Source organism: Nesterenkonia natronophila (assembly GCF_003595215.1).
In the GTDB taxonomy this organism is placed as follows: Bacteria; Actinomycetota; Actinomycetes; order Actinomycetales; family Micrococcaceae; genus Nesterenkonia; species Nesterenkonia natronophila.
The window spans coordinates 800,615-826,341 of the sequence record NZ_QYZP01000002.1 but is presented as its reverse complement, the minus strand read 5'-3'; the positions used below and the strand labels follow the sequence as shown (position 1 = coordinate 826,341).

22 protein-coding genes are annotated in these 25,727 nt (G+C 61.9%); 16 read left to right on the top strand and 6 right to left on the bottom strand.

Annotation, left to right across the window (positions count from 1 at the left end; all coding sequences use genetic code 11):
• Positions 1–4 precede the first annotated feature (4 nt).
• The 3 genes from D3250_RS08920 to D3250_RS11865 are packed head-to-tail and all read left to right on the top strand — an operon-like array spanning position 5 to position 2,187.
• Entirely contained in the window at positions 5–436 is a 432-nt protein-coding gene (locus tag D3250_RS08920; protein ID WP_119902970.1) for a GlcG/HbpS family heme-binding protein, read from the top strand.
• A complete protein-coding gene (locus tag D3250_RS11870) occupies positions 433–1,206 on the top strand; it encodes an electron transfer flavoprotein subunit beta/FixA family protein (RefSeq protein ID WP_119902969.1) in 774 nt (257 codons plus the stop codon). Before D3250_RS08920 ends, D3250_RS11870 begins: the two co-directional genes overlap by 4 nt.
• 3 nt (positions 1,207–1,209) lie before the next feature.
• Positions 1,210–2,187: an electron transfer flavoprotein subunit alpha/FixB family protein gene (locus D3250_RS11865; protein ID WP_119902968.1), complete on the top strand. Its 978-nt coding sequence runs from the start codon at positions 1,210–1,212 to the stop codon at positions 2,185–2,187.
• Here D3250_RS11865 and D3250_RS12040 read toward each other — a convergent pair.
• On the bottom strand, positions 2,168–2,689 hold the full coding sequence (locus D3250_RS12040) for a hypothetical protein (protein ID WP_225973242.1): 522 nt from the start codon (positions 2,687–2,689) through the stop codon (positions 2,168–2,170). The two genes, D3250_RS11865 and D3250_RS12040, sit on opposite strands and share 20 nt — an antisense overlap.
• A gap of 1 nt (position 2,690) precedes the next feature.
• On the opposite strand from D3250_RS12040, the gene D3250_RS12035 reads away from it, so the two are divergent.
• The 5 genes from D3250_RS12035 to D3250_RS08885 all read left to right on the top strand — a co-directional run bounded on the left by D3250_RS12035 (position 2,691) and on the right by D3250_RS08885 (position 9,682).
• Entirely contained in the window at positions 2,691–3,494 is an 804-nt protein-coding gene (locus D3250_RS12035; protein WP_225973241.1) for a cytochrome b/b6 domain-containing protein, read from the top strand.
• Between the two features lie 120 nt (positions 3,495–3,614).
• The gene (locus D3250_RS08900) at positions 3,615–5,420 is read left to right on the top strand and encodes an L-lactate permease (RefSeq protein WP_119902966.1); all 1,806 of its coding nucleotides are present in this window, start codon (positions 3,615–3,617) and stop codon (positions 5,418–5,420) included.
• A 70-nt stretch (positions 5,421–5,490) separates the two neighbouring features.
• Positions 5,491–5,922, top strand: a complete 432-nt coding sequence (locus D3250_RS08895) for a LexA family protein (RefSeq protein WP_225973240.1) — start codon at positions 5,491–5,493, stop codon at positions 5,920–5,922.
• Positions 5,919–7,196: a Y-family DNA polymerase gene (locus tag D3250_RS08890; RefSeq protein WP_119902964.1), complete on the top strand. Its 1,278-nt coding sequence runs from the start codon at positions 5,919–5,921 to the stop codon at positions 7,194–7,196. The genes D3250_RS08895 and D3250_RS08890 overlap by 4 nt, the downstream gene beginning before the upstream one ends.
• Positions 7,197–7,279: 83 nt before the next feature.
• Positions 7,280–9,682 (top strand): ATP-binding cassette domain-containing protein, encoded by a 2,403-nt coding sequence (locus D3250_RS08885; protein ID WP_119902963.1) that lies wholly within the window; start codon positions 7,280–7,282, stop codon positions 9,680–9,682.
• 262 nt (positions 9,683–9,944) lie between these two features.
• Here the strand turns inward: D3250_RS08885 and D3250_RS08880 are convergent, their stop codons facing one another.
• Together D3250_RS08880 and D3250_RS08875 are read right to left on the bottom strand one after the other, a co-directional pair.
• Entirely contained in the window at positions 9,945–11,423 is a 1,479-nt protein-coding gene (locus tag D3250_RS08880) for a multicopper oxidase family protein (protein WP_119902962.1), read from the bottom strand.
• 3 nt (positions 11,424–11,426) lie between these two features.
• Positions 11,427–11,681 carry a DUF4381 family protein gene (locus D3250_RS08875; RefSeq protein WP_119902961.1) on the bottom strand — a complete coding sequence of 85 codons (255 nt, stop codon included), beginning with the start codon at positions 11,679–11,681 and terminating at the stop codon, positions 11,427–11,429.
• 237 nt (positions 11,682–11,918) lie between these two features.
• Between D3250_RS08875 and D3250_RS08870 the strand changes: the two genes are divergently transcribed.
• Together D3250_RS08870 and D3250_RS08865 are read left to right on the top strand one after the other, a co-directional pair.
• Positions 11,919–12,611, top strand: coding sequence for a YitT family protein (locus tag D3250_RS08870; protein ID WP_438830135.1), 693 nt, complete (start codon positions 11,919–11,921; stop codon positions 12,609–12,611).
• A 23-nt stretch (positions 12,612–12,634) separates the two neighbouring features.
• Entirely contained in the window at positions 12,635–14,032 is a 1,398-nt protein-coding gene (locus D3250_RS08865; protein WP_119902959.1) for an L-serine ammonia-lyase, read from the top strand.
• Between the two features lie 11 nt (positions 14,033–14,043).
• Here D3250_RS08865 and D3250_RS08860 read toward each other — a convergent pair whose 3' ends face one another.
• Complete coding sequence (locus D3250_RS08860) at positions 14,044–14,964, bottom strand: NADP-dependent oxidoreductase (protein WP_119902958.1); 921 nt, start codon at positions 14,962–14,964, stop codon at positions 14,044–14,046.
• A gap of 53 nt (positions 14,965–15,017) precedes the next feature.
• Between D3250_RS08860 and D3250_RS08855 the strand changes: the two genes are divergently transcribed.
• The 3 genes from D3250_RS08855 to D3250_RS08845 are packed head-to-tail and all read left to right on the top strand — an operon-like array spanning position 15,018 to position 17,073.
• On the top strand, positions 15,018–15,563 hold the full coding sequence (locus D3250_RS08855) for a GNAT family N-acetyltransferase (RefSeq protein WP_119902957.1): 546 nt from the start codon (positions 15,018–15,020) through the stop codon (positions 15,561–15,563).
• A 36-nt stretch (positions 15,564–15,599) separates the two neighbouring features.
• Positions 15,600–16,424: an aldo/keto reductase gene (locus D3250_RS08850; protein ID WP_119902956.1), complete on the top strand. Its 825-nt coding sequence runs from the start codon at positions 15,600–15,602 to the stop codon at positions 16,422–16,424.
• Complete coding sequence (locus tag D3250_RS08845; RefSeq protein ID WP_147383514.1) at positions 16,375–17,073, top strand: hypothetical protein; 699 nt, start codon at positions 16,375–16,377, stop codon at positions 17,071–17,073. The genes D3250_RS08850 and D3250_RS08845 overlap by 50 nt, the downstream gene beginning before the upstream one ends.
• Positions 17,074–17,094: 21 nt before the next feature.
• Here the strand turns inward: D3250_RS08845 and D3250_RS08840 are convergent, their stop codons facing one another.
• Positions 17,095–18,621 (bottom strand): molybdopterin-dependent oxidoreductase, encoded by a 1,527-nt coding sequence (locus D3250_RS08840; protein WP_119902954.1) that lies wholly within the window; start codon positions 18,619–18,621, stop codon positions 17,095–17,097.
• A 282-nt stretch (positions 18,622–18,903) separates the two neighbouring features.
• Between D3250_RS08840 and betT the strand changes: the two genes are divergently transcribed.
• The 3 genes from betT to D3250_RS08825 are packed head-to-tail and all read left to right on the top strand — an operon-like array spanning position 18,904 to position 24,085.
• The gene (gene betT / locus D3250_RS08835; protein ID WP_119902953.1) at positions 18,904–21,021 is read left to right on the top strand and encodes a choline BCCT transporter BetT; all 2,118 of its coding nucleotides are present in this window, start codon (positions 18,904–18,906) and stop codon (positions 21,019–21,021) included.
• The gene (locus D3250_RS08830) at positions 21,018–22,520 is read left to right on the top strand and encodes an aldehyde dehydrogenase family protein (RefSeq protein ID WP_119902952.1); all 1,503 of its coding nucleotides are present in this window, start codon (positions 21,018–21,020) and stop codon (positions 22,518–22,520) included. Before betT ends, D3250_RS08830 begins: the two co-directional genes overlap by 4 nt.
• Before the next feature lie 8 nt (positions 22,521–22,528).
• Complete coding sequence (locus tag D3250_RS08825; RefSeq protein WP_119902951.1) at positions 22,529–24,085, top strand: GMC family oxidoreductase; 1,557 nt, start codon at positions 22,529–22,531, stop codon at positions 24,083–24,085.
• 40 nt (positions 24,086–24,125) lie between these two features.
• Here the strand turns inward: D3250_RS08825 and D3250_RS08820 are convergent, their stop codons facing one another.
• Complete coding sequence (locus D3250_RS08820) at positions 24,126–25,721, bottom strand: cryptochrome/photolyase family protein (RefSeq protein WP_119902950.1); 1,596 nt, start codon at positions 25,719–25,721, stop codon at positions 24,126–24,128.
• Positions 25,722–25,727 lie beyond the last annotated feature (6 nt).

Genomic DNA, 25,727 nt, shown 5'->3' with positions numbered 1-25,727 from the left:
GAAAATGGCTGACTACACGACCATTCCCGCTGTTACCTACACCACCGCCGCAGAAGCTGTCAGGCACACAATTGAAATTGGTGCTGAGCGCGGTCTGAAGCTGTGCGCAACCGTCGTGGACCCCGCGCTGGGGCTGGTGGCCTACGGCAGAGCTGATGGCATGACCCCACACAGCGTGGAGACCTCCCGACGCAAAGCCCAAACAGCCGCCTCAACCCGGAAGCCCTCCGCCGCGGTGCCGGCCGAACTCGCCACCGCGATGGAAAACGGCACCGGAGGGCTGCTGACCCGAATCCCCGGCGGCGTGCCGCTGATGTTCGACGGTGTCGTGGTCGGCGGCCTGGGTGTGGCCGGTGGGCCCCCCGCCGAGGACGCAAAGGTCGCCGATGCCGTACTCGAGGCGCTGGGAGCTGCACCGGTGGGAGGTGCGGCATGAGAATTGCTGTCCTGGTAAAAGAAGTCCCCGACAGCTACGGCGAGCGCCGGTTGAACCTGACCACTGGGCTGGCGGACCGCCAAGCCAGTGACAAGGTGCTCGATGAAATCACCAGCAGGGCGGTCGAGGCCGCAGTCTCTCATGCAGAATCGGCCGAGGGCGTCGAAGTTGCCCTAGTCACTATGGGGCCAGAATCGGCGGAGGCCACGTTGCGCAAGACCTTGGCGATGGGAGCCGACTCCGCCCACCACGTGCTGGACCCGGAACTTTCCGGTGCAGATATGACACTGAGCGCGGAGGTGCTGGCCGCGGTGCTGCAACGCATCGGCTGTGACCTGGTGATCTCAGGGGATGTGTCCTCCGACGGCACTGGTGGCGTGATACCCACCATGATCGCGGAGCGGATGGGCGCAGCCCATGCCACGAGCCTGGACACACTGGCCATCACCGACTCCACGGTCACCGGGCAACGCGAGTCCTACGGCGGAACCCTCACCGTGGAGGCCCAGCTTCCCGCGGTGGTCTCGGTCACCGAACGGCTGCCCGACGCCAGGTTCCCGGGATTCAAGGGAATCATGGCTGCGAAGAAGAAGCCGCTGGAAACCTACACCTTGGCCGATCTGGGAATTGATCCGGCCGCAGACGTCCCACGTTCGATCATGCTGTCGGTGACGGAATCGCCGGCCCGCACAGCAGGAGAAAAGATCAATGACGAGGGTGACGCCGGCAAGAAGCTGGCGGAGTACCTCACTGAAAAGAAGCTGGTGTGAGACATGGCTGAACAAAAAATTCTGACCTACCTTCCCGTCCTCCCCTCCGGCGAGCTGATGGGATCGGCAGCTGAGCTGCTGGGGGCGGCGGCTCAGCTCGGCACCCCCGTGGGCGTCATCGTCACCACACCCGGTGTGTCCCAGGCCGCTGCAGAATCGGCAGGTGAGCTTGGTGCTGCCACCGTGTACGTGGCAGAGCACGAGGCGGTGGGCACTACGTTGACGGAACCCACGGTGAATGTCTTCACCACCGCATGGGAAAGCGTCAGCCCCGAGGCGGTCCTTGTGCCCAACGACATCGACGGACGGGACCTCGCAGCCAGGCTCTCGGTGCGCACACACAGCGCAATCGCTGCCGATGTGGTGGGAGTCCATCGCGACGAGGAAGGCATCGTCGCCCATCACTCGGTATACGGTTCGACTTTTACCACTGAATCAGCCACCACTCACGGAACTCTCATCGTCACACTGCGGGAGGGTGCGGTGGACCACCGGGGCCAGGCCGTGACACCTGAGATTCATCGGGTGGAGCTCGGCGAACTGTCCCCTCATGCTGCATCGATCACGGAATTCTCGGCTTCGGCTGAGGCCTCGACTCGCCCGGATCTCCGCGGGGCACCCACAGTGGTTTCCGGCGGACGGGGGTTGGGGTCCGCGGAGGGCTTCGCCCTGGCGGAGCAATTGGCCGACGCGCTCGGAGCAGGTCTCGGTGCTTCACGAGCAGCTGTGGACGCCGGCTATGCACCGCATTCACTCCAGGTGGGCCAGACCGGGGTGACAGTGGCCCCAGACCTCTACATTGCGTTGGGAATCTCTGGTGCCGTGCAGCACTTGGCCGGCATGCAGACAGCCAAGACCGTGGTGGCCATCAATAAGGACCCTGAGGCGCCGATCTTCGACATCGCCGACATGGGAATCGTCGGTGATGTTTTTGAGGTGGTGCCGCAGCTGATCGAAACGCTCAAGGGCCAGAATTCGTGAGCGGAGACTCTGGGCGCCGCAGGCGTGGCCTCCCGAGAACCGAGGCAGAAGCGCCAGCGTCTGCACCGACACCGACACCGACACCGACAGAGGTTGAGGTGCCGCAGGACGAATCCTCAGCTCCGGCACGACGCCGCGGCGGGCTCCCGCGCACGGCCGATGCTCCGTCTTCGAATGCCGCTGAGCCGAGTACCGCAACGCCGAATGCCCCGGAGACGAAGAGTTCGGAGCCACCAGCCCCCACTGCGTCAGCGGCTCCGCGTCGCCGTGCCGGACTGGGCAGCGGCCCATCACCCAGCCAGGCCTCGACTCCCGAGCCCCGCTCTGAACCAGGTGCCTCGGCGGCACCAGAGCCCGCCGCCTCGACTGCGGAGCGGACCCGTACTGAGACCCCGCCGACCGAGCGACCCGGCACGCCGCCACGCAGACGCAGCAGAATCCCCGTATGGGCTGCCGCGGGCATCGGCGGCGTCATTATTCTGGCGGCAGTTCTGGTTCTCACTGTGCAATGGTTCCTAGGCACCGACACCGGACGCAGCTTCCTCAGCCGCTACCCGGGCCAGTACGAGCAGCCCGACGCCCCGGGTGGCTATCCGTGGTGGCTGAATTGGGCGCACTTCTTCAATGCATTCCTGATGGTGCTGATCATCAAGACCGGCATTCAAATTCGGCGTGAGACCAAACCGGAGGCCTACTGGACCCCCAAGTGGGGCAGGAAGCGCCGAATCAGCCTCACCATCTGGACACATAATGCGCTGGACCTTCTCTGGGTCCTCAACGGAGTGGTATTCGTGGTCCTTCTCGCAGTGACCGGCTACTGGTCCCGAGTGGTACCCACCAGTTGGGAGGTCTTTCCCAATGCGGTCTCCGCGGCGTTGCAGTATGTCTCACTGGATTGGCCCACCGCCGGTGACTGGGCCCACTACAACAGTGCACAGGAGTTGGCGTACTTCTTCACAATTTTTGTTGCTGCGCCTCTGGCGATCGCCACCGGAGTGCGAATGTCCGGGCTTTGGCCTGACGATAAGCACAACCTGAATAAGGCGTTTCCAGTCGAATGGGCGCGTGCAGTGCATTTTCCGGTCATGATCTATTTCACGACGTTCATCCTCTTACATGTGATTCTCGTCTTCGCCACCGGTGCATTGCGAAATCTCAATCAAATCTATACCGGCCAAGACGCCACCAATTGGGCTGGATTTTGGCTGTTTGTGCTGTCCCTGGTGGTCATCATCGGCGCGGCGCTGGCTACCCGACCCGTGATCGTCGCGCCGCTGGCCAGCCTTTTCGGAAGGGTAGGACGCTAAGAGTCCGCAATGCGAAAATTCTTCCCTGAATGATTGTGTGGTGTGTCACACTCGTGGTTGTGATGTGCACGCGCAGTTCGGCCGCACAATAAACTCGCCCATTGAAAGGACGTTATCAGGGTGGATAACTTGGCGCTCCTCGGCATCTTGGCCATCGCACCTATTCTTCTGGCAGGGATCCTCTTAGCGGGTTTTAGGTGGCCTGCGAAATACGCAATGCCGCTCAGCTACGTGGTGGCCTTGGTCATCGCCTGGCTCGTGTGGGAGATGGAGCCCACGGCACTGGCGGCGGCTTCTATAGAGGGCCTCATCGTGGCCGGAACTCTGCTGTACATCGTCTTCGGAGCCCTGCTGCTGCTCTCCACAGTCACTCTGTCCGGTGCCATGGACCGCATCAAGGGAGGCTTTAACTACATCTCCCCGGACCGGCGCATCCAAGCGATCATCATTGGCTGGCTCTTCGGCAGCTTCATCGAGGGCGCCTCGGGCTTCGGCACCCCCGCGGCGATCGTGGCCCCCCTGCTGCTCGCGATGGGCTTTCCCGCTATGGCAGCGGTGGCCGTGGGTCTGATCATCCAATCCACCCCGGTGAGCTTCGGCGCGGTGGGCACCCCCATCCTCGTCGGTATCGGCAACGGTCTGGGTGAAACCCTGCCAGGAGTACCAGAACGCATCGATGGACTTGGGATGGACTATTCCGAGTACGTCGCCAATATCGGCTTCCAGACGGCGCTGATCCACATGGCCGTGGGCATCCTCATACCCCTGATTCTGGTTTGTCTGCTCACCGGGTTCTTCGGTGAGAAGCGAAACTTCGCGCTGGGCCTGAAGGTATGGCCGTTCGCAATCTACGCCTCTCTCGCTATGACGATCCCTTCGGTGACTGTGGCCTACCTCCTCGGCCCCGAGTTCCCTTCGCTGATCGGCGGGCTGGTCGGCCTCACCCTGGTGATGTTCACCTCCTCAAAGGGCTTCCTGATGCCTAAGGAGAACTTCGACTTCGGGCCACGTGCCACGTGGGAAGAGCGTTGGATGGGCCGGATCGCCCCAGGCGATGTCAAAGAGAGCGGTGAGGCCCCAAAGATGACGATGGTCCGCGCCTGGTCTCCCTATGTGATCCTCGCGGCCCTGCTGGTGCTGACCCGCCTCATCGAGCCGGTCACAGAGTTCCTCACCACCCCCGGAGTCACGCGCCTTGCGTTCACTGACATCTTGGGCGTGGAAGGCATCGAGGCGAATGTGGACTTGTTCTACTCCCCCGGTTTCGTCCTGATCTTCGTCTCGGTGATCTCCTACCTCATCTACCGGATGAGCGGCAGGCAGATCGCTACCACGTGGAAGGTTTCTGGCAAACAGATCGCCGCGACTGCAGTCGCCCTGCTGTTCGCCGTGCCCATGGTCAGAGTGCTCATCCAGTCCGGCATCAACGAATCCGGCTTGGAGTCCATGCCGGTGGTTCTCGCCCAGGGCGTGGCGAACGTCGCCGGTGACACGTGGCCGTTCTTCGCTCCGTTCATCGGCGCTGTGGGCGCCTTCGTCGCCGGGTCCAACACGTTGGCCAATTTGACCTTCGCTCAGTTCCAGTGGTCGACGGCGGACACGATCGGTGTCAGTCCGGAGACGGTGGTCGCAGCGCAGGCGGCGGGCGGCGCCGGCGGTAACCCGATTGCCATCCACAATATTGTGGCGGCCTCCGCGACGGTCGGGCTCTTCAACCGGGAGGGTGACATCATGCGCAAGACGGTGTGGATCACCCTCTACTACTGCATTGCCGCCGGATCGGTTGCTTTCCTGGCGATCCATGGCTTCGGCCTGAACATCGGCACCGGAGGGCTGCTCCTGCTGATCGCTGGTCTCGTAGGCCTCGGCTTCTGGGCCGTGCGCCGGGGCGATTCTCCCAAGATGCAGGTACCCCCGCAGGCTTGAGATGCTGGACACGCTCGCCCTCAGCAACTACCCCTTGCGTTCGAATGTATGTTCGACTCATACTGGCTTAGTGAGCATCTGTGACCTTCGTGCCGTTCCGGTGAGGGGACCCTCTCTGGAGGTGCCCGTGCTGCCCACTTCGGTGCAGGCTGGCTTTCCATCCCCCGCCCTGGACTTCGTGCACGAGAGCATCAATCTGCAGGATCATTTGGTCTACGATCCCCCAGCAACCTTCATTGCCCGGGTGAGCGGGGACTCCATGCTCGAAGCCGGCATCAGCGATGGTGATCAGCTCTTGATCCACAAGGGCACCAGACCCAGAGACGGAGATGTCGTGATCGCGGTGCTGGATGGCCAGTTCACCGTCAAGCGATTGCGTCTGACCGGGACGGGGGTGGTGCTGGCCGCGGCAAATCCGGACTATCCGGACATTGACGTGCCGGAGCTTTCGGAGCTGTCGATCTGGGGTGTGGCGTACATGTGCCTGCACAGTCTTCGATGAGCGGGAATCTTCTGGCGTTGGTCGACGTCAACAGCTTCTACGTCAGCTGCGAGCGGGCTTTCGACCCCCCGTTGGCCGGTCGACCGGTGGTCGTGCTGTCGAACAACGATGGCTGCGCTGTGGCCATGAGCTCCGAAGCCAAGAGGCTGGGCATCGACGTAGGTACACCCTGGTTCAAACTGGCTCCCACCGCTAGGGAGCGCGGCATCATAGCTCGGTCCAGCAACTACGAACTCTACGGAGACATGAGCCACCGCTTTCTGCAGATCATCGGAGAACACTCGCACGAGGTGGAGAAGTACAGTATCGACGAAGCCTTCGCCGCATTCGGTGGTCCCCTGCAACGAGCCGGAGTGTGGGCGCGAGAACTCCGGCGGAACATTGCTGACCGGCTGAGCCTGCCGGTGGGGATCGGGCTGGGGCGGACCAAGACTCTTGCCAAGCTGGCCAACCTAGCAGCGAAGCGTGTTCCTGAGATGCGCGGCGTCTGTGTCTGGGACGATCTCGACCGAGGCTACCTCGAGTGGGTGATGAACCGACTGCCGGTCCAGCAGGTTTGGGGCGTGGGCCCGCGCACTTCAAAGAAGTTGGCTGCTGTCGGGGTGGACACTGCCGCAGCACTTCGCGACGCTGACGCACAGGAAATGCGCCGGAGGTTCGGGGTCACCATTATGCGCACAGTGCTGGAACTGCGCGGCCAACCATGCATCCAGCTTGAAGAAGAGCGCGAGTTCCGTGACTCCCTGGTCTTCAGCAGATCGTTCTCCACCCCAGTGAGCACACGGGAGACTATGGCACAGGTGCTGGCCAGTTATGCACAGCGGGCGTGCACCCGATTGAACTCGCGCGATACCGTGGCCCAAACACTGACATCCTGGGCCATGACTTCCCGGTTCAATGCGGTGAAGCAGGAATCGCCCTCCGCGACGCTGTCGCTGCCGGCTCCGAGCAACGACCCTGTTCTTCTGACACGCGCCGCCCAGGCTCTGCTGCCGCGCATCGTTGAGGGCACCCGGTATACGAAGGCCGGAATCACCCTCACAGGTCTCTCCCCATCCGGCGCCCAGCCCGCGTTTGACCTCTTCGCGGAAACTCAGCAGGACCGCGGTCTCGGTCCGCTGCTGCAGCGGGTGCGGGAGAGATCCGGGACGGACTCCATCGGCATCGGCCGTGGAGGCCTACGCTCAGCAGCCGAGTGGGAGATGCGCCGTGAGATGATGAGCCCGCGCTACACCACCCGGTGGGACGAGATGCTCGAAGTCCACGCCCGCTGATCCACCGCCGTCCGCACAGCGGTTCCACGCCGTGAATAACCTGCAAGAATAGTGCCAGGTGCAGCGGCGAAATCGGAGTGGTGATGAGTGACCTCGAAGGCGATGTCCTCTCGGTAGGCTCAACGCGAGATTCGGGGCACGAATACATACGCATCCGCGGTGCCCGGAAGAACAACCTGCGCAGCATCAACGTGGACATTCCCAAGCGACAGCTCACGGTCTTCACCGGCGTCTCAGGATCCGGCAAGTCCTCCCTGGTTTTCGGGACCATTGCCGCCGAATCACGAAGACTGATCAATGAGACCTACGACGCGTTCATTCAGGGGTTCATGCCCTCTATGCCCAGACCCGAAGTGGAGTCATTGGAGGGGCTGACCGCCGCCATCATCATTGATCAGGAACGCATGTCACCCAATCCCCGATCAACGGTGGGGACTGTCACTGACGTGAACTCCATGCTGCGCACGCTCTTCAGCAGGTTCGCAGAGCCGCAGATCGGCTCGCCCCAAGCCTATTCCTTCAATGTCGCCTCAGCGTCGGGCAGCGGAACGCTCACGAAGGGCGACGGAACCCAGAAGGCCGCAGGTTTCAGCATCACCGGCGGCATGTGCCTGCGTTGTCAGGGCAGAGGCCAAATCAACGCCATCGACATCACTCAACTGGTGGATGAGACTAAGTCCCTCAGCCAGGGCGCAATCACCATTCCCGGTTACAAAGCTGGGGGTTGGTCCGTCCGGTTCTACACCGATTCGGGGTTCTTTGACCCCGACAAACCGGTCATGGAGTACACCGCACAGGAACGGCATGATCTTTACTACCGCGAACCGGGCAAGGTGAAGATCGGCGGGGCCAATATGACTTTCCAGGGACTGGTCCCCTCAGTGAAAAGGTCCTTCTTGACGAAGGACCGCGAAGGCATGCAGCCACATATCCGGGCTTTCGTCGACCGCGCCGTAACATTCACCCGGTGCCCTGAATGCACCGGCACGCGTCTCGCCCAGAAGACACTGGCCTCCCGGATCGCAGGCAATAACATTGCCGAACTCTGCGCCATGCAGATCAGCGACCTCGCCTCGTGGATCAATGAACTCGACGCGGGAGCTGGGCACCTCCGCGGCGCCGAGCCGCTGCTGACAGCCCTCGGTGACGTTCTTCGGCACTTCACGGCCCTCGGTCTGGGATACCTCACCCTGGAGCGTTCCGCCGGCACACTCTCCGGAGGGGAGGCTCAGCGGATCAAAATGATCCGTCATCTCGGGTCCTCTCTGACTGACGTCACGTACGTCTTCGACGAACCCACCATCGGTCTGCACCCCCACGATGTCGAGCGGATGAACGACCTGCTGCTCAAATTGCGGGACAAAGGAAACACTGTACTGGTGGTCGAACACGACCCAGACGTCATGGCCGTCGCCGATCGCATCGTCGACATGGGTCCAGCCGCCGGAAAGTGGGGTGGAGAAATCGTCTACAACGGTGACTTCGCTGGATTGCGCACCTCCGGCACCGCCACCGGTGATCACCTCGAGGCGCGACAGCCAATTAAGCAGCGGCCACGCCCCGCCACTGGCATGATTCGGATCCGCGGCGCCACGAGGAACAACCTGCGGAACGTTGACATCGACATCCCGCAGGGAGTCTTCGTTGCTGTCAGCGGAGTTGCCGGCTCGGGTAAGAGCTCGCTGATTCACGGCTCCCTGGCGGAGCGTGAAGGTGTCGTAGTGGTCGATCAAGCTCCCATCAGAGGCTCGCGCAGGTCCAACCCCGCCACCTACACCGGGCTTCTGGATCCGATCCGCAAAGCGTTCGCAAAAGCAAATGGCGTTCGACCAGCCCTCTTCAGCGCCAATTCCGAGGGCGCATGCCCGAACTGCAGCGGCGCAGGAGTCGTTTACCAGGACCTCGGAATCATCGCGGGGATATCCACAGTGTGCGAAGAGTGTCAGGGTAAGCGGTTCCAGCCCTCAGTTCTCGAATACACTCTGGGCGGTTTGAACATCGCCGATGTCCTCGCCACGCCGGTCCAACAGGCCCTCGAGTTCTTCAGCGGCGAAGGCACCGGAGGTGCGGAGGCCGCGTTGCCGGCAGCTGTCAGCGTTCTCAACAGACTCCGCGACGTCGGACTGGGCTACCTCACTCTAGGCCAGCCGCTGAGCACCCTCTCCGGCGGTGAACGCCAGCGCATCAAACTCGCCATCGAAATCGGTTCGGAAGCTGAGGTGCTCATCCTGGATGAGCCAACGTCAGGGCTTCACCTGGCCGACACCGAACGGATGATCTCCATGTTGGAGACGATCGTCGACTTGGGGCGTAGCGTGATCGTCATTGAGCACCACCCGGATGTTATCTCCAGAGCTGACTGGGTGATCGACATCGGTCCTGGCGCTGGGCATGATGGCGGCCAGGTGATTTTTTCGGGGCCTCCCGAAGATCTCCTCAGCGCGAGCCGGTCACTCACCGCCGCCCATCTGATCCGACGCCGATGAGGCAATTTACTGCGTCTGACGCAATGCTAGGCAATGGGTTTCGAATGTTAATTCTGACAGTTTCCTCACAGAAACCTTGACTCGAATGCATCTTCGATTTTGCCCTGGTTGACCTTGCGCAACCGTAGAATACGTGTTCTAATATGAGTGCGCGATGGGAAGCGCGACGCGTGCAGAAGCCCTCCTCACTGCTTCTGCACGCGTCTTCCATGTCCTGGGCCCTGACAGGTGACATGACGCGGTCTTCTGCGTGGCAGTCAGCTCAACTAACTTCGACGCTGGCCATCATGCCGGAATCCTCATGGTCAAGGATGTGACAGTGGTAGACACTGCGCCCGGGATGCCGGGCGAAGTCCACCAAGACTCTTACTCGGCCCTGCGCGGGTACATTGACAACGTCGCGCCATGTCGGGTCATTTACCGACTGTCCAGCTCGCTCGATAAGCTGCATCGGCCACACATGCAGGTGGAACGGATGGTCCATGGGGGTCGGGTTGCTGATCACCCACTCTTCCACCGTTCCGAGGCTCACCTCCTGGTCGATCCTGTCCGGATCAAAGCTGCGCCCGTCAAACCCGAGATCCATCATGGACCGGCGAGGGCTCATCATCGCTCCCATACTCATGGTGAATGTGATTTCCCGCTGCACGGCGACTGGCTGGTCGCGCAGATCAGGAACTGGCGGCCGGTCAGGCACAGGAGGGGCCGCCGTCGCCGTGTCTCCGGTGACTGTCAGCGAGGCCAAAGTGGCCGCCTCAGACAGACCCCCGCCGCCCATCCTGCCCATCCTGCCCATCCCGCCCATCCCGCCCATCCCGCCGCGGTCATAACTCAGAGTGCGCAGCTGAGTGGTGCCCGCGCGCATGGTGACTAACAAATCCGCGCGGTTCCCCGGCGCAAGGGTCACCTCCTCGACCTCGCGCGGAGCCGCTTCCTGGCTGCGGTCGATGCCCAGCAGCTCCATCAGCTGCCCGCTAACAGCCAGCCGCAAGTAGCGGGAGGTGCACGCGTTGATCACTCGCCAGCGTTCCCGCTGTCCAGGACGCGCTGCCAGCTGCGGCTGATGCTGTCCGTTGATAAGCAGAAGGTCCCCCTCCCGCCCCATCATCACCTCCGAGGCCGATACTGGGGCGACCTGTCCATCTTCATCCAGGGAGAGGTCCGAGACGACCAGCATTCGCTCCCGGCTGACTGGCACCTCGTCACCGTCGACAATGATCGCTCCGTAGAGACCGCCGAATAGTTGGTCGGCGACGGTGCCGTGCCGGTGGGGGTGGTACCAGAAGACTCCCGGTGGATGGTCTTCTGGGAGATCGAAACGGTAGTCGAAACTCTGACCGGGTTCGATGGAAAGGAAGGGGTTATCCCCGTCATCACGAGGGGAGACTTCCAAGCCATGGGTGTGCAGGTTGGTCGGGGTGTCCAACTCGTTGAGCAACCGCACCTCGATCCGGTCGCCCGGCCGCACCCTCCAAGTCTGGCCCGGCACGGAGGAATTATAGGTCAACAGTCGAGCTCGCCGTCCCGCGATGCGCACCTCACGGTGGTCGGCCACGAGCTCTACACTCAGCCGTCCCTCCCGGCTGCGCAGCACCTCAGGTTCGACCAAGGTGTCATCTCGGCCGTCGGCGAGGCCTCGCCAGGGTGGTTGACTGCGGGATAAACCAACTCCCCCAACGACGACACTCAGGCCCCCCAAGCCCGCCAGCCCAAGCGCCTCCCGCCGACTGATGGGTCTCATGAGTCAGGTCTCATTCTCCAAACGCTGGCGGCGCTCCTCATACTCAGCGGTCTCGATCTCACCGCGGGCGTACCGCTCATCTAACAGTTCCCGAGCTCGACTGCGACCCAGCGGGCGAGCACCTGGGTGTTGAGGTCGGTCACCTAGGATCCTGACGAGGGCCACTACCAGCACCACGATCCCGAGCACGATCAGCGCCAAGAAGAACCAACCCCAGACCATGGGCCACCAGCCCATGTGGTCCGTATTCCAACCCATAGTTCACCTCCGAACTACCGCCGCGCATCTCACATACGACTCGGGCAATAACGACTGGTCCCCCCAGCGTTGCCGGTTTCGAGAACCGGCCCCTGGGAGAGTCACCGAAATATAGATGAAAACCATCAACGACGCAAGAGCGCCCAGTTAAGCCTGACAGCGCCCCATCCCGGAGACTCAGGAGCCCTATGCCTGCCCGGACGGTCAACGTTCCCGAAACACATCGGAAGTACGCTGTTGCGCATGTCCACCCCAGACTCACAGCCCGGTCCCGCAGCACCCCGCGGTCGAGGCGATTCAGACGATCAGGCCGCGAATCTCCAGCCACTGGCGGGACACGTCCTCCCCCACACCGCCGCCGAAGACGTGCTGGGAGTGCTCACCGGCACCTTCATGGCCGCCTTAGGCCTATATCTGCTGGAACAGTCCGAAGCCGTCAGCGGTGGCACTGCAGGACTGGCACTGCTGCTGACCTTTGGCACTCCGTTGAATCTGGGGGCACTCTTCTTCCTAGTCAACGTTCCCTTCTTCGGACTGGCGATGTGGCGCAAAGGGTGGAGATTCACTCTGCGCACCGCTTTGTCGGTGGGCGTCGTCTCCGTCTTCGCTGCCGTCTGCGAGCAGTTCATGCCAGTCCCAGACATGAACCCGGTCTTTGGAGTCTTCGCCGGAAACGTGCTCATCGGCGTCGCACTGCTCATCGTGTTTCGGCACGGAAGCTCTTTAGGAGGGTTCAACATACTGGCGCTCATCGCCCAGGAACAATTCAACCTTCGCGGCGGCTACGTGCAGATGAGTCTGGACGTCACAGTGATTCTGCTCGCCTTCACGGTTCTCACCCCGGAGAATGTGCTGCTCTCTGCAGCGGGCGCCGTCATCATGAACCTCATCCTTGCTTTCAACCACAGGCCCGGCCGCTACAGGGCCTAACCCGTAGAGCGTAGGCTGGGTGCATGATCAGCGTGTTCGACCTCTTCAGCGTCGGTGTGGGCCCCTCGTCCTCGCATACTGTGGGACCGATGCGTGCTGCCCGTCGCTTCGTTGCCGAACACGTTGTCCCGAACATCGAACAGCTGGGCGGAATCCAAGTCGAGCTGCTCGGATCGCTTTCAGCCACCGGCGCAGGTCACGGCACGTTCGATGCAGTCTTGTTGGGGTTGGAAGGCTGGGCCGCCGACGAGATCCTTCCGCAGGAGGTGGATGAGCGCAAAGCTGCCATTGAAGCCTCAGGCACGGTGCAGGTAGCCGCTCAACTGGGTCAGCGCGCGGATGTCACCCTGCGCGTGGAAGACTTTATTCAACGTCCACTGACTCATCTGGAGCGGCACTCCAATGCCATGATCCTGCGCGCGGTCGACTCTGGTGATGAGCTGCTGGCCGAAGAGACCTATTACTCCGTCGGTGGAGGGTTCGTGGTCGCTGACTCCGACTCCCCTGCCGCTGAACTCGCTGAGGCCGATGCCTCAGTTCCCTATCCCTTCCGCACCTCCGCCCAGCTCATGGCACACTGCCGAGATTCTGGGCTTCCGATCTCTGAGGTGATGCTCTCTAACGAACGTGCTCAGCGCACCGAAGAGGAGATCTCCGATGGGATCTGGCACCTCTGGGAGGTGATGGAGGCCTGCAAAGACTCGGCACTGGATCGGGAAGGCCCGCTGCCCGGCGGGCTGAACGTGCGGCGGCGTTCGCCGGCCTGGCACGCCAAACTCTGGCAGGACGACCCGGAACGCTCTTACGCCTACTGGCAGGAGTGGGTGAATTTAGTGGCCCTAGCGGTCAACGAGGAGAACGCCTCAGGCGGACGGGTGGTCACCGCGCCCACCAATGGCGCCGCCGGCATCATTCCGGCGGTTGGCTTCTACGCCACTCACTACGGCCCCGGCGCCACGTTCGCCGATCAGGCGAAACGGCGGGAGATTGTGACGACCTATATACTCACCGCCGCCGCAGTGGGCGTGCTCTACAAGGAGCAGGCCTCCATCTCCGGCGCGGAGGTGGGGTGTCAGGGAGAGGTCGGTTCGGCCTCTTCGATGGCTGCAGCCGGTCTGTGCGAAGTCCTCGGCGGGACCCCCGCGCAGGTGGAGAATGCCGCAGAGATTGCCATGGAGCACAATCTGGGACTCACCTGCGATCCCATCTCGGGACTGGTCCAGGTCCCCTGCATCGAGCGCAACGCCATCGGCGCGACGAAGGCGGTCAACGCCGCGCGGATGGCTCTGATGGGAGACGGCGACCATCGGGTCACTCTCGACGACGTCATTAACACTATGCGCGAAACCGGCAAAGACATGTCTCACAAGTACAAGGAGACGGCCCTCGGAGGCCTCGCCGTCAACGTCGTCGAGTGCTGAGCCCGCAGGCCTCAGGCTGTGAGGTCCAGGACGATTTTGCCGGAGGCGCCGCGCTGATTGTGCTGCATCGCCTCGGCGGCTTTCTCGAGTGGGTAGACGGTGTCAATGTCAACTGTCAGGCGCCCGTCAGCGACGCGCTCTAAGAGGCTCTCCAGCCGGGCGCCGTCGGGCCGCACCCAGACCCAACGTCCCTGCTGCTCCAACACACTGGGATCCGCGATTGACACATGCCGGCCCCCTTCGGTCAGGACCGCCAAAGTCTGCTCCAGGACCTCACCAACACAGTCCACCACAGTTGTCACTCCCTCAGGAGCGAGCTCACGGACACGGTCGACAAGTCCGTCGCCGTAGGCCACCGGCTCCACGCCCCAATCACGGAGGCGCTGATGGTTTGCCTCGGAAGCAGTGCCGATTACTCGTGCACCGAGCTCGCGTGCCAGCTGGGACGCCAAGCGACCCACTCCGCCGGAAGCGGCATGAATGAGGACCGTGTCGCTCTCAGTCACGCTGAGTGTCTGCAGGCAGCGCAGTGCCGTCAGTCCGGTCAGCGGCAGTCCAGCGGCTGTGTCCGCACTGACCGTCTCCGGCACATGCGCCACTGAAGTCGCCGGCACGGACACATATTCGGCGTATGTGCCGCCCTGGACAAAGTCCTTCCGCGCATAGCTGGCGACCCGGTCCCCCGCGGAGAATTCGGGAACATCGGGCCCGACCTCCTCCACCACGCCATAGACGTCCCACCCGGGTATCACGGGAAAGAACGTATCCATCATGGGATCCAGGGCACCACTCATCAGCTTCCAGTCCACCGGGTTGATGGAGGCCCGTTCAGCACGGATCAGCACCTCTCCGGGAGAAACTTTCGGGGTGGGCAGATCCATTAGCTGGAGGGTGTTCGGTTCGCCGTATTCCTTGTAAGCCATTGCACGCATATCTGGGCCAACACCACGACCGGCACAGTCATTCCAAGAGATAGGCTGGGACGGTGAGCTCCCCCCACATCCGGCGTCTGAGGATTGACGACGCCGCTGATGTGCTGGCCGGTTTCCGGGCAGACTCTCCTGAGATGGCGCTGCAGGGGGAGGTTACCGATCTGAAGTCGGCGCGCACCTATATCGAGTTTCTCACCGATGCAGAGGAGGGAAATCACGGTTTCGCTCTCGAGATCGAGCACGGGTGCATGGGAGTTGTCGGCATCAACGCAGCCACCCAGCATCGACTGGGTTGGTTCTTCTACTGGGCTCACCCGCAGGTTCGCAACCGGGGTCTCTGCTCGGCTGCCGCAGCGACCGTTGCAAACTGGGCCCTGACCAGTCACGAGCGCGCAGGCGGTGGATTCGAACGTCTGGAGCTGGGACACCGGGCCAACAACCCTGCTTCCGGCGCCGTCGCACGGGCAGCCGGGTTTGTCCGGGAAGGCACAGAACGGCGCAAGCTCCTCATCAATGGGGAACGCATCGATGTCCACACCTATGGCCGACTGCCCTCAGATCCACCTCCGCAGAGCCCACTGCTGCCAATGGAGTCCTGAGCTTCGGGCTGGTGGCCTGCCTTTAGAGTAGTCACTATGACATCAACTCTTGAGCTCAATTCGGGTCACCAGATTCCTCGGGTCGGGTTCGGCACCTCTGCTCTGAAGGCTCCGGCCGAGTCAGTCTCAGCGGCTCTTCAGGCGGGCTACCGCGCAGTGGACACCGCTCAGATGTATCGCAATGAGGAAGCCGTGGGTCGCGGCTTGCGCGATTCAGCCGTGCCGCGTGATGAGGTCTTCATCACGACCAAGCTCAACAACGAGTTTCATGCTCCACCGGATGTGCACCGCACGTTCAAGGAGTCGTTGGACCGGTTGGGTCTCGAGACGGTGGACCTGTTCCTGATCCACTGGCCCATGCCGTTCCTCGACATCGACTATGTTGATACGTGGAAGGCGATGGTCGAGCTTCGGGATGCGGGCCGCGCCTCCGCCATCGGGGTGTCAAACTTCCAACCGGAGCATCTGGAGCGCATCATTGACGCCACTGACGTGGTCCCGGCGGTCAACCAGATCGAGGCCCACCCCCACTTCGCCAATAATGAGCTGCGTGAGTTCAGCAAAGCGCACGGAATCGCCGTTGAAGCCTGGAGTCCGCTGGGCAAGGGCACCGAGCTCAGCGAGCCTGTGATCAGGGGCATCGCAGAAAGGCACGGCAGGACTCCTGCCCAAGTGGTGCTGCGCTGGCACCTGCAACGCGGTGACATCGTGATTCCAAAGACCGACACACCAGCCCGCATGACGGAGAATCTGAATGTGTTGAACTTTGAACTTTCCGCAGAAGATATGGCCGATGTGGAGGCCCTCGACCGTGGCGAATCCGGTCGACGCAGCCCGCATCCGAATGAGTTCGGTCCGTAGTCTCATGGTCGCTCCTCTGGTACCGGACAGCGCGCTGCACGCAAGCCTTCTCTTTGCGGTGGGGCAGTCTCAGCACACTGCCGAACCGCCGCCGGAACTGTCCGCCGACATGATGGACAGCGTGAGCGCGATGCTCACCAATCAAGACACCCCCCACCTGATCCCGCTTGTGCAGGAAGCGGTGCGAGCCGGCCAGCAGAGTCTCGAACGGAACCCGGGGCTCACGATCTCAGCCAAGCGGTACGCGGAGATCAGAAGCGAGTTCATCGCGAAGCACGCCATCCTTTCCAGCAAAGGGAAGCAGATCTGGCCGGTCGGCGCCACCACGATTCTCAAGCGTGCTGGGGGGTCATGGAATGCGGCGCTCCGCGCGGCTGGATTCTCCACCTCGAAACAGCAGACACCGCAGGGCTTCGGGTCTGCCAGGTTCACCCCGGAGCAGTTCTCCAATGCCATTAGGACATTCAAATCCGACGCCGCCAGGGGCAACTTCTCCACCAAACTCCAGCATTACGTGGAATGGAGAAAGCATCTCGTCAAGCAGGGGCGGACGGATATTCCGTCCGGCCCCTCGATACGCAACTTCTACGGAAGCTGGAGCGCCGCTCTCAGTTCGACCAATGCAGAAGGACCGGCCGAACAGGATTGAGCGCCGATCGACCGCACAGTATCACTCGACCCCGAAGTCGATCCGGTGGCGGCCAGTTGCCGCATTGGGTATAGGGTCCTGGCGTTCGCCAGTCTGGACCTCACCGTCGGCGGTGCGCGCCCGTACAGTGACCCAGTGCCGTCCGGGCTCCGCATTGGAGAAGACGTACCTCCACTGACGCCAGGTGTCGATCGAGACCTCGGAGGCCAGTTCTGCGGGTTCCCAATCACCGCCATCGACTTGGACCTCAACGGCCTCGATCCCCACATGTTGAGCCCAAGCACTTCCCGCGATGACCACGTCTCCGGCAGGTAGGGTCTCCAACGCTTGGGGAACATCAATCCGGGAGGAGACAAGAACCGGTGCACGTTCGTCCCAGCCGCGATCGGTCCAGTACGCGGTCTCCAGATCAAACCGTGTCACTTCCAGTTCCACCACCCACTTGGTGGCCGAAACATAGCCGTAGAGGCCTGGGACAACAAGCCGCGCGGGGAATCCATGCTGAGTTGGAAGGGGCTCCCCGTTCATGCCCACAGCCAGCAGCGAATCGCGTGCATCAGTCAAAGCCTCCAAAGGAGTGGAGGCAGTGAAGCCGTCAGAGGATCGCGACAGCACCATATCCGCTTCAGGCAGCGGGCCAGCCCGAGCTAGGAGCTCGCGCACTGGATAGCCGAGCCATGTGGCGGTCCCCAGAAGGTCACCCCCAACCGGGTTCGAAACACACGCCAGCGTAATGTGATGCTCCTCGAGCGGAAGGGCCAGCAGCTCAGACATATCGATGAGAACCTCGCTCTCCACCAGACCGTGGATTCGAAGAGTCCACTCTTCGGGGTTCAACTCAGGGACAATCAAGGCGGTGTCGATGCGGAAGAACTCGGAGTTGCCCGTAATGAAGGGAGCTACACCCGGGACACCGATGGAGGCAGACTGAGGAATGAGTGCTGCTCGTACCGCCGGCGACGGAAGAACCAGCCGGTCGACCGCCATGGCCGCGTCCTGAACAAAGGTCTGCACCGAGCGCCCCAAGGTGAGCGAGACAGCAGCCACTGCGGTACCTGCGGAGGCCAGCCCGAGAAATGCGCGTCGGGAGGCAGCCGGGAGTGGCTCGTTCTCACAAAAGCTTGTGGCATGGGGGCGAGCGGTGGTGACCAGCGCAGTGAGCGCCGCAAGTCCCAAGCCCACACCCACCACAGTTGGCACAACATCGACCCATCCCGTATCCGGGCGGCGAAGAACGAGGCCGACGAAGATAAGTCCGATGGCGCTGAAGACCACACCAGCCACCTTGGGGCGCCAGCCCGCCAAGACTCCGAGCAGGGCAGCTGCGAGCGCTCCGCCAATTGCCATGCTGATGAAAAGCACCAACTTGTTGCTGCTCCCGAACGTCGAGATCGCGAATTCTTGCAGCGCGGGAGGTGAGAGTTCAACGATGGTGTTGCCCAGCGCCACCAGGGGTGAAGCTGAGGGTGCGAAGAACCGCGCCAGAATATCAGCGAGCCCGAGGAAGACCGCCGTCGCTACGACACCGGCCACGGAACACTTGATCATGATCAAGTATCTCCCAGGTAACGTCGTCCACCACCGCGGGCGGCCAAATCCCGCACTGCCACCGGGCTGACGCCACGGAATCTGCACGCTGTGCACCTTTAGGACTTCATGGTCGAAATCGCCCATGGAACTGTCTCGTGGAACTGGTCCAAGGACTCTCAGGAAGGCCCCGAAACCTAGGTATTGGCTGAACATCTATGGCAAAGTAAAACGACTGGCGCTCTCGTGTCATAGCGTAGACGTGCATCTTCCAAGACCGTTCAAAACTGAGTGAGGAACTCAATGGCCGCAGCCCCACCCGCCACAATCGCTTCGAAGGTCAATTGGCCCGTTTTCATCGTCTCCGCGGCAATCATTGTGGCGTTCACCCTTTGGGCCGCGGCAGCTCCTGGCTCCGCCTACGAGGTTCTTGAAGGTGCCTTCACCCGGATCAGCGGCTGGCTAGGATGGTATTTCATTCTCACTGCCGCAATCGTCGTCGGCTTCGTCCTGATCGTGGCCTTCTCCCGGTCGGGACGGGTCAAATTGGGACCGGATCACTCCAAGCCGCGTTTCAACCTGTTCACCTGGACCGCTATGCTTTTCGCCGCGGGCATCGGGGTGGATCTGATGTTCTTCGCCGTGGTGGGCCCGGCCACCAACCTACGCGTAGGTCCTGGCGCCGCGGAGGGCACTCTGCAGGCCGCGGAAGAGGCAGCCTTGTGGACCATGTTCCACTACGGTATCCCTGGCTGGGCCATGTATGCCCTGATGGGAATGGCTTTCGGGCTGTTCGCCTACCGGTACCATCTTCCGCTGAGTATCCGCAGCGCCCTGCTGCCCATTATCGGACGTCGTGCGCGCGGCGCGACCGGGGACGTCATCGAAACGGCAGCGGTTATCGGCACCGTATTCGGAATCGCGACGAGCCTCGGGATCGGCGTGGTGTTCCTCAGCTTCGGCATTGGGTGGGTCTTCGACATCGAAGCGGGAACAGGAGTGCAGGTTGCACTGGTCGTCCTCGCAGCCGTGGTCGTCACGTTCTCTACCGTCTCCGGTGTGGACAAGGGCATACGCCGACTCTCGGAGTTGAACGTTGTGGTCGCGATTCTGCTCATGATCTATGTGCTCGTCTCGGGTGAGACCGTTCAACTGCTCAACGCGCTGGTGAAGAACTTCGGCGACTTCATCGCGCTGTTCCCAGGCATGCTCACCGAAACCTTCGCCTACGACACCTCAGAGGCTTGGCTCGACGAAGGATGGGTCGAGTGGTGGACCGTCTTCTTCTGGGCCTGGTGGATGGCTTGGGCGCCGTTCGTCGGCCTGTTCCTCGCACGAATCTCGCGAGGGCGCACACTGCGTCAGTTCATCATCGGTGTCCTCGTGGTTCCCTTCGCCTTTATCGCAATATGGATCTCGATCTTCGGCAATGCCACAGTCTCCCGGATCATGGGTGGGGACACCGAGTTTGCGGAACAGGCTGAGGACTTTGAAGGATCCGGTTATTTCGCGCTGATGGCCGAATTCCCGGGCGCATCTTTCATCATTGGCGTGTCTGTGCTGGTGGGGCTGCTGTTCTACGTCACCAGCGCCGACTCCGGCGCCCTGGTCCTGGCAAACTTCACCTCCAAGACTCGAGACACGACCTCCGACGGCCCGCCCTGGCTGCGCGTCGTGTGGAGCTTCATCATCGGCGGGCTGACCCTGGTGATGCTGCTGCTGGATGGGATTTACACCCTGCAGATGGCCACCGTGATCGTGGGCCTGCCGCTGTCGATCATTCTTTATCTTCTGATGGCCGGTGTCTGGCGAGCCCTGCGCCTTGAGAACTACGCCGCAGATTCGCGTCAGTCCACCCTCTCCTCTGCCCTGTCGGAACGGATTGTGGCCAGCGGGGAGGGCGCGCGCGGCCAATGGCGTCGGCGTCTCGCCCGGCACATGCAGTACCCCACCGCGGCTGAAGTCACCACGTACATGAACACTGTGGCCGCCCCGGCGATCGAGGAAGTCGCAGCCGAACTGGAAAGTCAGGGCGCTCAGGTCCGATGCAGCCGCGGGACCGTCCCGGGGACCGACATTCCTCATATGGACCTGCATGTCTTCTTCGGCGACCAACCCGAGTTCAAGTATCAGGCTTACCCGATCGCCCATTCGGTGCCCAGTTTCGCACCCCGGCTGCGAACCCAGGATGAGGTCTGCTACCAAGTGGAAATCTTCTCCGCCACCGGATCGTTGGGACATGACATATTCGGATACACCCAGGAACAGATCATCACCGATGTAATCGATTCTTACCAACGGCATCTGGCGGTTCTCACCATGAACGAGGAGGCGGGAAGGCCCGTCACCATGGAGCTCGGACAAGTGCCCGACGAATGGGACCATGATCGGACCAGCCGAACCACTGAAGGAGACTCATGACCCAGAGCACCACCCCGCAGAAGGCCGCCACTCTGTTCATAAATGGCGCTTGGGTGCCCAGTGAGAGCGGCGAGACCCGACTCATCACATGCCCCGCTGATGGCAGCGAGGTCGCACTTGTCTCGGAGGCGGGAGAGCCTGACACCCTGGCGGCAATTGCTGCGGCGAAGCAGGCCTTCGAGTCGAGGGTGTGGGCTGATACACCTGCCGCCGAACGGAGTGAATTCCTGCTCAGCGTGGCTGCAAAACTCACCGAGCGCAAAGCGGAGTTCGCTCGTGCCGAAGCCCTCGACACCGGCAAACGCCTCGTCGAGGCTGAGCTGGACATGGACGACATCATCGCCTGCTTCAAGCACTTCGCGAAGCTCGCCGATTCGAGCCCCGGTCGCGTAATCGACGCCGGAGATCCCACGGTTCGATCCAAAGTGGTCTATGAGCCGGTCGGGGTCTGCGGGATGATCACGCCCTGGAATTTTCCACTACTCCAAGCTGCTTGGAAGCTCGCCCCAGCCCTGGCTGCGGGGAACTCGCTGGTTCTCAAACCGGCTGAACTGACCCCACACACGGGGATCCTCATCATGGATGTCTTCGACTCTCTGGGGTTGCCTGCCGGAGTGGCTAATCTGGTGACCGGGCCTGGCGCCACTGCCGGTGCACCTTTGTCCTCTCACCCCGACGTCGACCTGGTGTCCTTCACCGGAGGCCTGGTGACTGGACGGAAGATCGCCGCGGCAGCCTCAGAGACCGTCAAGAAGATCGCTTTGGAACTCGGCGGCAAGAACCCTAATGTGGTCTTCGCCGATGCCGACTTCGACGCGGCCGTCGACAATGCGCTCAACGCCGGTTTCACTGACTCAGGGCAAGTCTGCTCGGCCGGGGTCAGACTGATTGTGGAGGAGTCGATCAAGGCGAAGTTCGTGGACGAGCTGGTCCGCCGCGCGGAGCATATCCGCATGGGTGGTCCATTCGACGAGCACGCTGAAACCGGTCCGCTGATCTCCGATGAGCATCGCCAGAAGGTCCACGCCTACGTCCAAGAGAGCATCAGGGAAGGATGCACCCTGCGCACCGGTGGTCACTTCGGCGGCGCCGAACATGAGAAAGGATTCTTCTACGCTCCCACGGTGCTCGACGACGTCAAACGCGGCATGCACGCCGTCACCGAGGAGTCTTTCGGACCAGTCATCACTGTGGAAACCTTCGCCACCGAGCAGGAAGCCATCGAGACAGCCAACGACACCATCTACGGACTGGCCGGGGCAGTGTGGACCTCAGATGCGGGAACTGCCCAGCGGGTCTCCTCCAGACTCCGCCACGGCACCATTTGGGTCAATGACTACCACCCCTACCTGCCGCAGGCTGAGTGGGGCGGATTCAAGCAGTCCGGCATCGGCCGGGAACTGGGACTGATGGGCTTCGAAGAGTATCGCGAAGCAAAACACATCTACGAAAACACTGAACCGGCCGTCACCGGCTGGTTCAGCATGCCAGAGGAATAGGGAGACCCTTGGACAACACCACTTTTGATTATCTGGTCATCGGCGGCGGCTCCGCCGGCGCCGCAGTGGCTGCCCGACTCTCGGACGACCCCACCGTCACTGTGGCTCTGCTTGAAGCGGGCCCGACCGATGCGGACAAAGATGAAGTCCTTCAGCTGAATCGGTGGATGGAACTGCTCGAGTCCGGTTACGACTGGGACTACCAGATTGAGCCGCAGGAAAACGGCAACTCCTTCATGCGCCAGTCCCGGGCCAAAGTGCTCGGTGGATGCTCCTCTCACAACTCCTGCATCGCATTCTGGGCGTTGCGTGAGGATATGGACGAGTGGGAAACCATGGGTGCGACCGGATGGAACGCCGATAGCACGTACCCACTGTTCAAACAGCTGGAGACCAACGATGCTCCAGGTGATCACCATGGGCGCACCGGACCCGTCAACCTCATGACGATCCCACCTCACGACCCCTGCGGTGTGGCGCTGCTTGACGCCTGCGAGCAGCAGGGCATTCCCCGGGTGCAGTTCAACACCGGAGAGACGGTGCTCAAGGGTGCGAACTTCTTCCAGATCAACCGAAATGAGAACGGGACCAGGTCCTCCTCATCAGTGGCCTATCTCCATCCCATCCTGAATCGGGAGAACCTCACGATCCTCACCGACCACTGGGTCCGGGAAATCGTGTTTGACGGAGATCAGGCCGGGGGTGTGGACGCGGTCAACAATGCCTTCGGCCGCGCGCGACGCATCACCGCAACTCGGGAGGTCATTCTCTCAGCAGGTGCCATCGACTCGCCTAAGCTGCTGATGCTCTCAGGGATCGGCCCGGCAGCGCACCTGGCTGAGCACGGGATTGAGGTTCGCGTCGACTCCCCCGGTGTCGGCGAGCACCTGCAGGACCACCCCGAGGCGGTCATCGCCTGGGATGCGAAGCAGCCTATGGTGGATGAGGCCTATCAGTGGTGGGAGATCGGGATCTTCGCCCCCACCAGAGAGGGTCTGGACCGTCCGGACCTGATGATGCATTACGGTTCGGTGCCTTTCGACAAGCACACACTGCGCCACGGCTACCCCACCTCCGAGAACACCTTCTGTCTGACGCCGAACGTCACCCACGCCAAGTCTCGCGGCACCGTGCGACTGCGCTCGCGTGATTATCGGGACAAGCCGCGGTTAGACCCCCGGTACTTCACGGATCCCGAGGGCCACGACATGCGGGTAGCTGTGGAGGGCATCAAGCTTGCTCGGCAGATTGTGGCCCAGCCAGCAATGGCTGACTGGGCGGGCGATGAGCTCTTCCCAGGAAAGGATGTCCAGACCGACGAGGATCTGGCTGCATATATCACCCGGACACACAACACCGTCTATCACCCGGCAGGTTCGGTGCGAATGGGCCCCGAGGATGATGTGATGTCACCGGTTGATGCGCAGCTGCGCATCAAAGGCGTGAAGGGTCTGCGCGTAGCTGATGCCTCAGTGATGCCCGAGCTGACAACGGTCAACCCAAACATCACCACTATGATGATCGGTGAGCGGTGCGCCCAACTCATCCGGGAGGCCAGCGCCTAGAGGCGCGCCTGCGCAGCCGGAGGGGTCGGGCGATGGGCGATCATTGTTCGCTTCGCCGGACTAACCTATTTCCAGAGGCGCCGTGAAGCAGTCTGTGTGCACGCTGGCGGTGCGAAATGCGCTTCTGTGCGTCCATCTTGTCCAGCATGGAAACCATCATCTGTGACCGGTAGTTGGCGCTGAAGACGTCACGGTGGTCTGCGACGAAAGTCCAGTACAACCCGTCCCAGTCACCGGTCCACTCCCCTCCTGGAAGATTCGACATCTTCCGCAGGTAGTTGCTTCCGGAGACATACGGTTTGGTGGTGATCTCCTCGCCCGCGGCGAACTGACTCATCCCGTACACGTTGGGCACCATGACCCAGTCGTAGGCGTCGATGAACAACTCCATAAACCATTCATAGGCCGCGTCGGGATCGACGCGCAGCAGGCACATCGCATTCCCCAGCACCATCAATCGTTCGATGTGATGGGCGTAGCCGGTGGCGATGACACGGGAGATGACCATGTCCACAGGTTCTAGCCCGGTGGTGGCGTCCCACCATCCGTCACCGAGAGCGTTGCGGTGCTCCAGTTGGTTTGCCGAGCGCATCCTCCGCCCCCTGGTCCGGTAGGTGGCTCGCATGTATTCGCGCCATCCGATCACCTGTCGAACGAAGCCCTCCACAGAGGCCAAAGGGGTGTGCTCGTCGGAGCCGTCGAGCACGGCCTGGACTACCTCGTGGGGGTCAAGCAGCCCCACGTTCATCGAAGCTGACAGCAGACCGTGGTTGATGAATGCGAACTCAGTCGAGATCGCATCTTCATAGGGCCCGAAGTCGGGAAGCCGACTGTGCACGAATTCCCGCAGGTGTTCCCGTGCTTCCTTGGAGGTGGTTGGCCAGGAGAATAGGTGGGGATCCCCTGGAGCATGAGGAAACTCGGCACTTACCCACTCAATGGCACGGATGACGTCTTCGGCGTCGTCGTCCTGCACCGGAGTGCTCGCCTCTGCCCCCGTCCACAGGTCGAGAGTTTCCTCTTGCGGGTGCAGTGGATGCTTCGCGAATCGGTCCACAGTCGGCGGGACGTATCTGCGCGGCAACTTCTTGCGATTCTCGGCATCGAAGGACCATTTGCCCCCCAGGGGCTGACCCTCCTGATCGAGCAGGATCCCGAGACGACGGCGCTGCCAAATATAGAAATCGTGCATACGTACGTCATGGTGGGCGAACCACTCATCGATCTGAGCGCCAGTGGTGAGAAAGTTGGGGCTCTCCATAAATTCGCACCTGTGGAAGCAGTAGCCACCCTCCGCAAGTGCCGCCACAAGATCCTGCTCCAACCAGTCGTCCACCACGTCGTAGCAGGTCACCTCGGCCGGCGCTATGCGTCGGATAAGTTCAGCCACTTGATCGTGGGAGGCGCGGTCGGCGACACTTCGCAGCACCTCAACGTGATATCCGTGTCCGCGCAGACGGCGAGCGAAACGGTCTATCGATGCCCGGTGAAGGACCAACTTCTGTGAGTGAAAGGCGTATTGCCGGAACAGCAGATCATGTTCGACCAGGACACAGATCGTGTCCTTGGAGACCTCGAAGTGCTGCTCAAAGAGTTGGTGCGGCAGGATCAGCCGAACCATCGGTCGTTGCGTCATCTGATC

Coding starts and splice junctions, on each gene's coding strand:
- D3250_RS08830 (WP_119902952.1), top strand. CDS start 21,018: ATGACCCAGAGCACCACCCCGCAGAAGGCCGCCACTCTGTTCATAAAT.
- betT (WP_119902953.1), top strand. CDS start 18,904: ATGGCCGCAGCCCCACCCGCCACAATCGCTTCGAAGGTCAATTGGCCC.
- D3250_RS11865 (WP_119902968.1), top strand. CDS start 1,210: ATGGCTGAACAAAAAATTCTGACCTACCTTCCCGTCCTCCCCTCCGGC.
- D3250_RS08860 (WP_119902958.1), bottom strand. CDS start 14,964: ATGCGTGCAATGGCTTACAAGGAATACGGCGAACCGAACACCCTCCAG.
- D3250_RS08850 (WP_119902956.1), top strand. CDS start 15,600: ATGACATCAACTCTTGAGCTCAATTCGGGTCACCAGATTCCTCGGGTC.
- D3250_RS08890 (WP_119902964.1), top strand. CDS start 5,919: ATGAGCGGGAATCTTCTGGCGTTGGTCGACGTCAACAGCTTCTACGTC.
- D3250_RS08885 (WP_119902963.1), top strand. CDS start 7,280: ATGAGTGACCTCGAAGGCGATGTCCTCTCGGTAGGCTCAACGCGAGAT.
- D3250_RS11870 (WP_119902969.1), top strand. CDS start 433: ATGAGAATTGCTGTCCTGGTAAAAGAAGTCCCCGACAGCTACGGCGAG.
- D3250_RS08820 (WP_119902950.1), bottom strand. CDS start 25,721: ATGACGCAACGACCGATGGTTCGGCTGATCCTGCCGCACCAACTCTTT.
- D3250_RS08865 (WP_119902959.1), top strand. CDS start 12,635: ATGATCAGCGTGTTCGACCTCTTCAGCGTCGGTGTGGGCCCCTCGTCC.
- D3250_RS08875 (WP_119902961.1), bottom strand. CDS start 11,681: ATGGGTTGGAATACGGACCACATGGGCTGGTGGCCCATGGTCTGGGGT.
- D3250_RS08840 (WP_119902954.1), bottom strand. CDS start 18,621: ATGATCAAGTGTTCCGTGGCCGGTGTCGTAGCGACGGCGGTCTTCCTC.
- D3250_RS08880 (WP_119902962.1), bottom strand. CDS start 11,423: ATGAGACCCATCAGTCGGCGGGAGGCGCTTGGGCTGGCGGGCTTGGGG.
- D3250_RS08920 (WP_119902970.1), top strand. CDS start 5: ATGGCTGACTACACGACCATTCCCGCTGTTACCTACACCACCGCCGCA.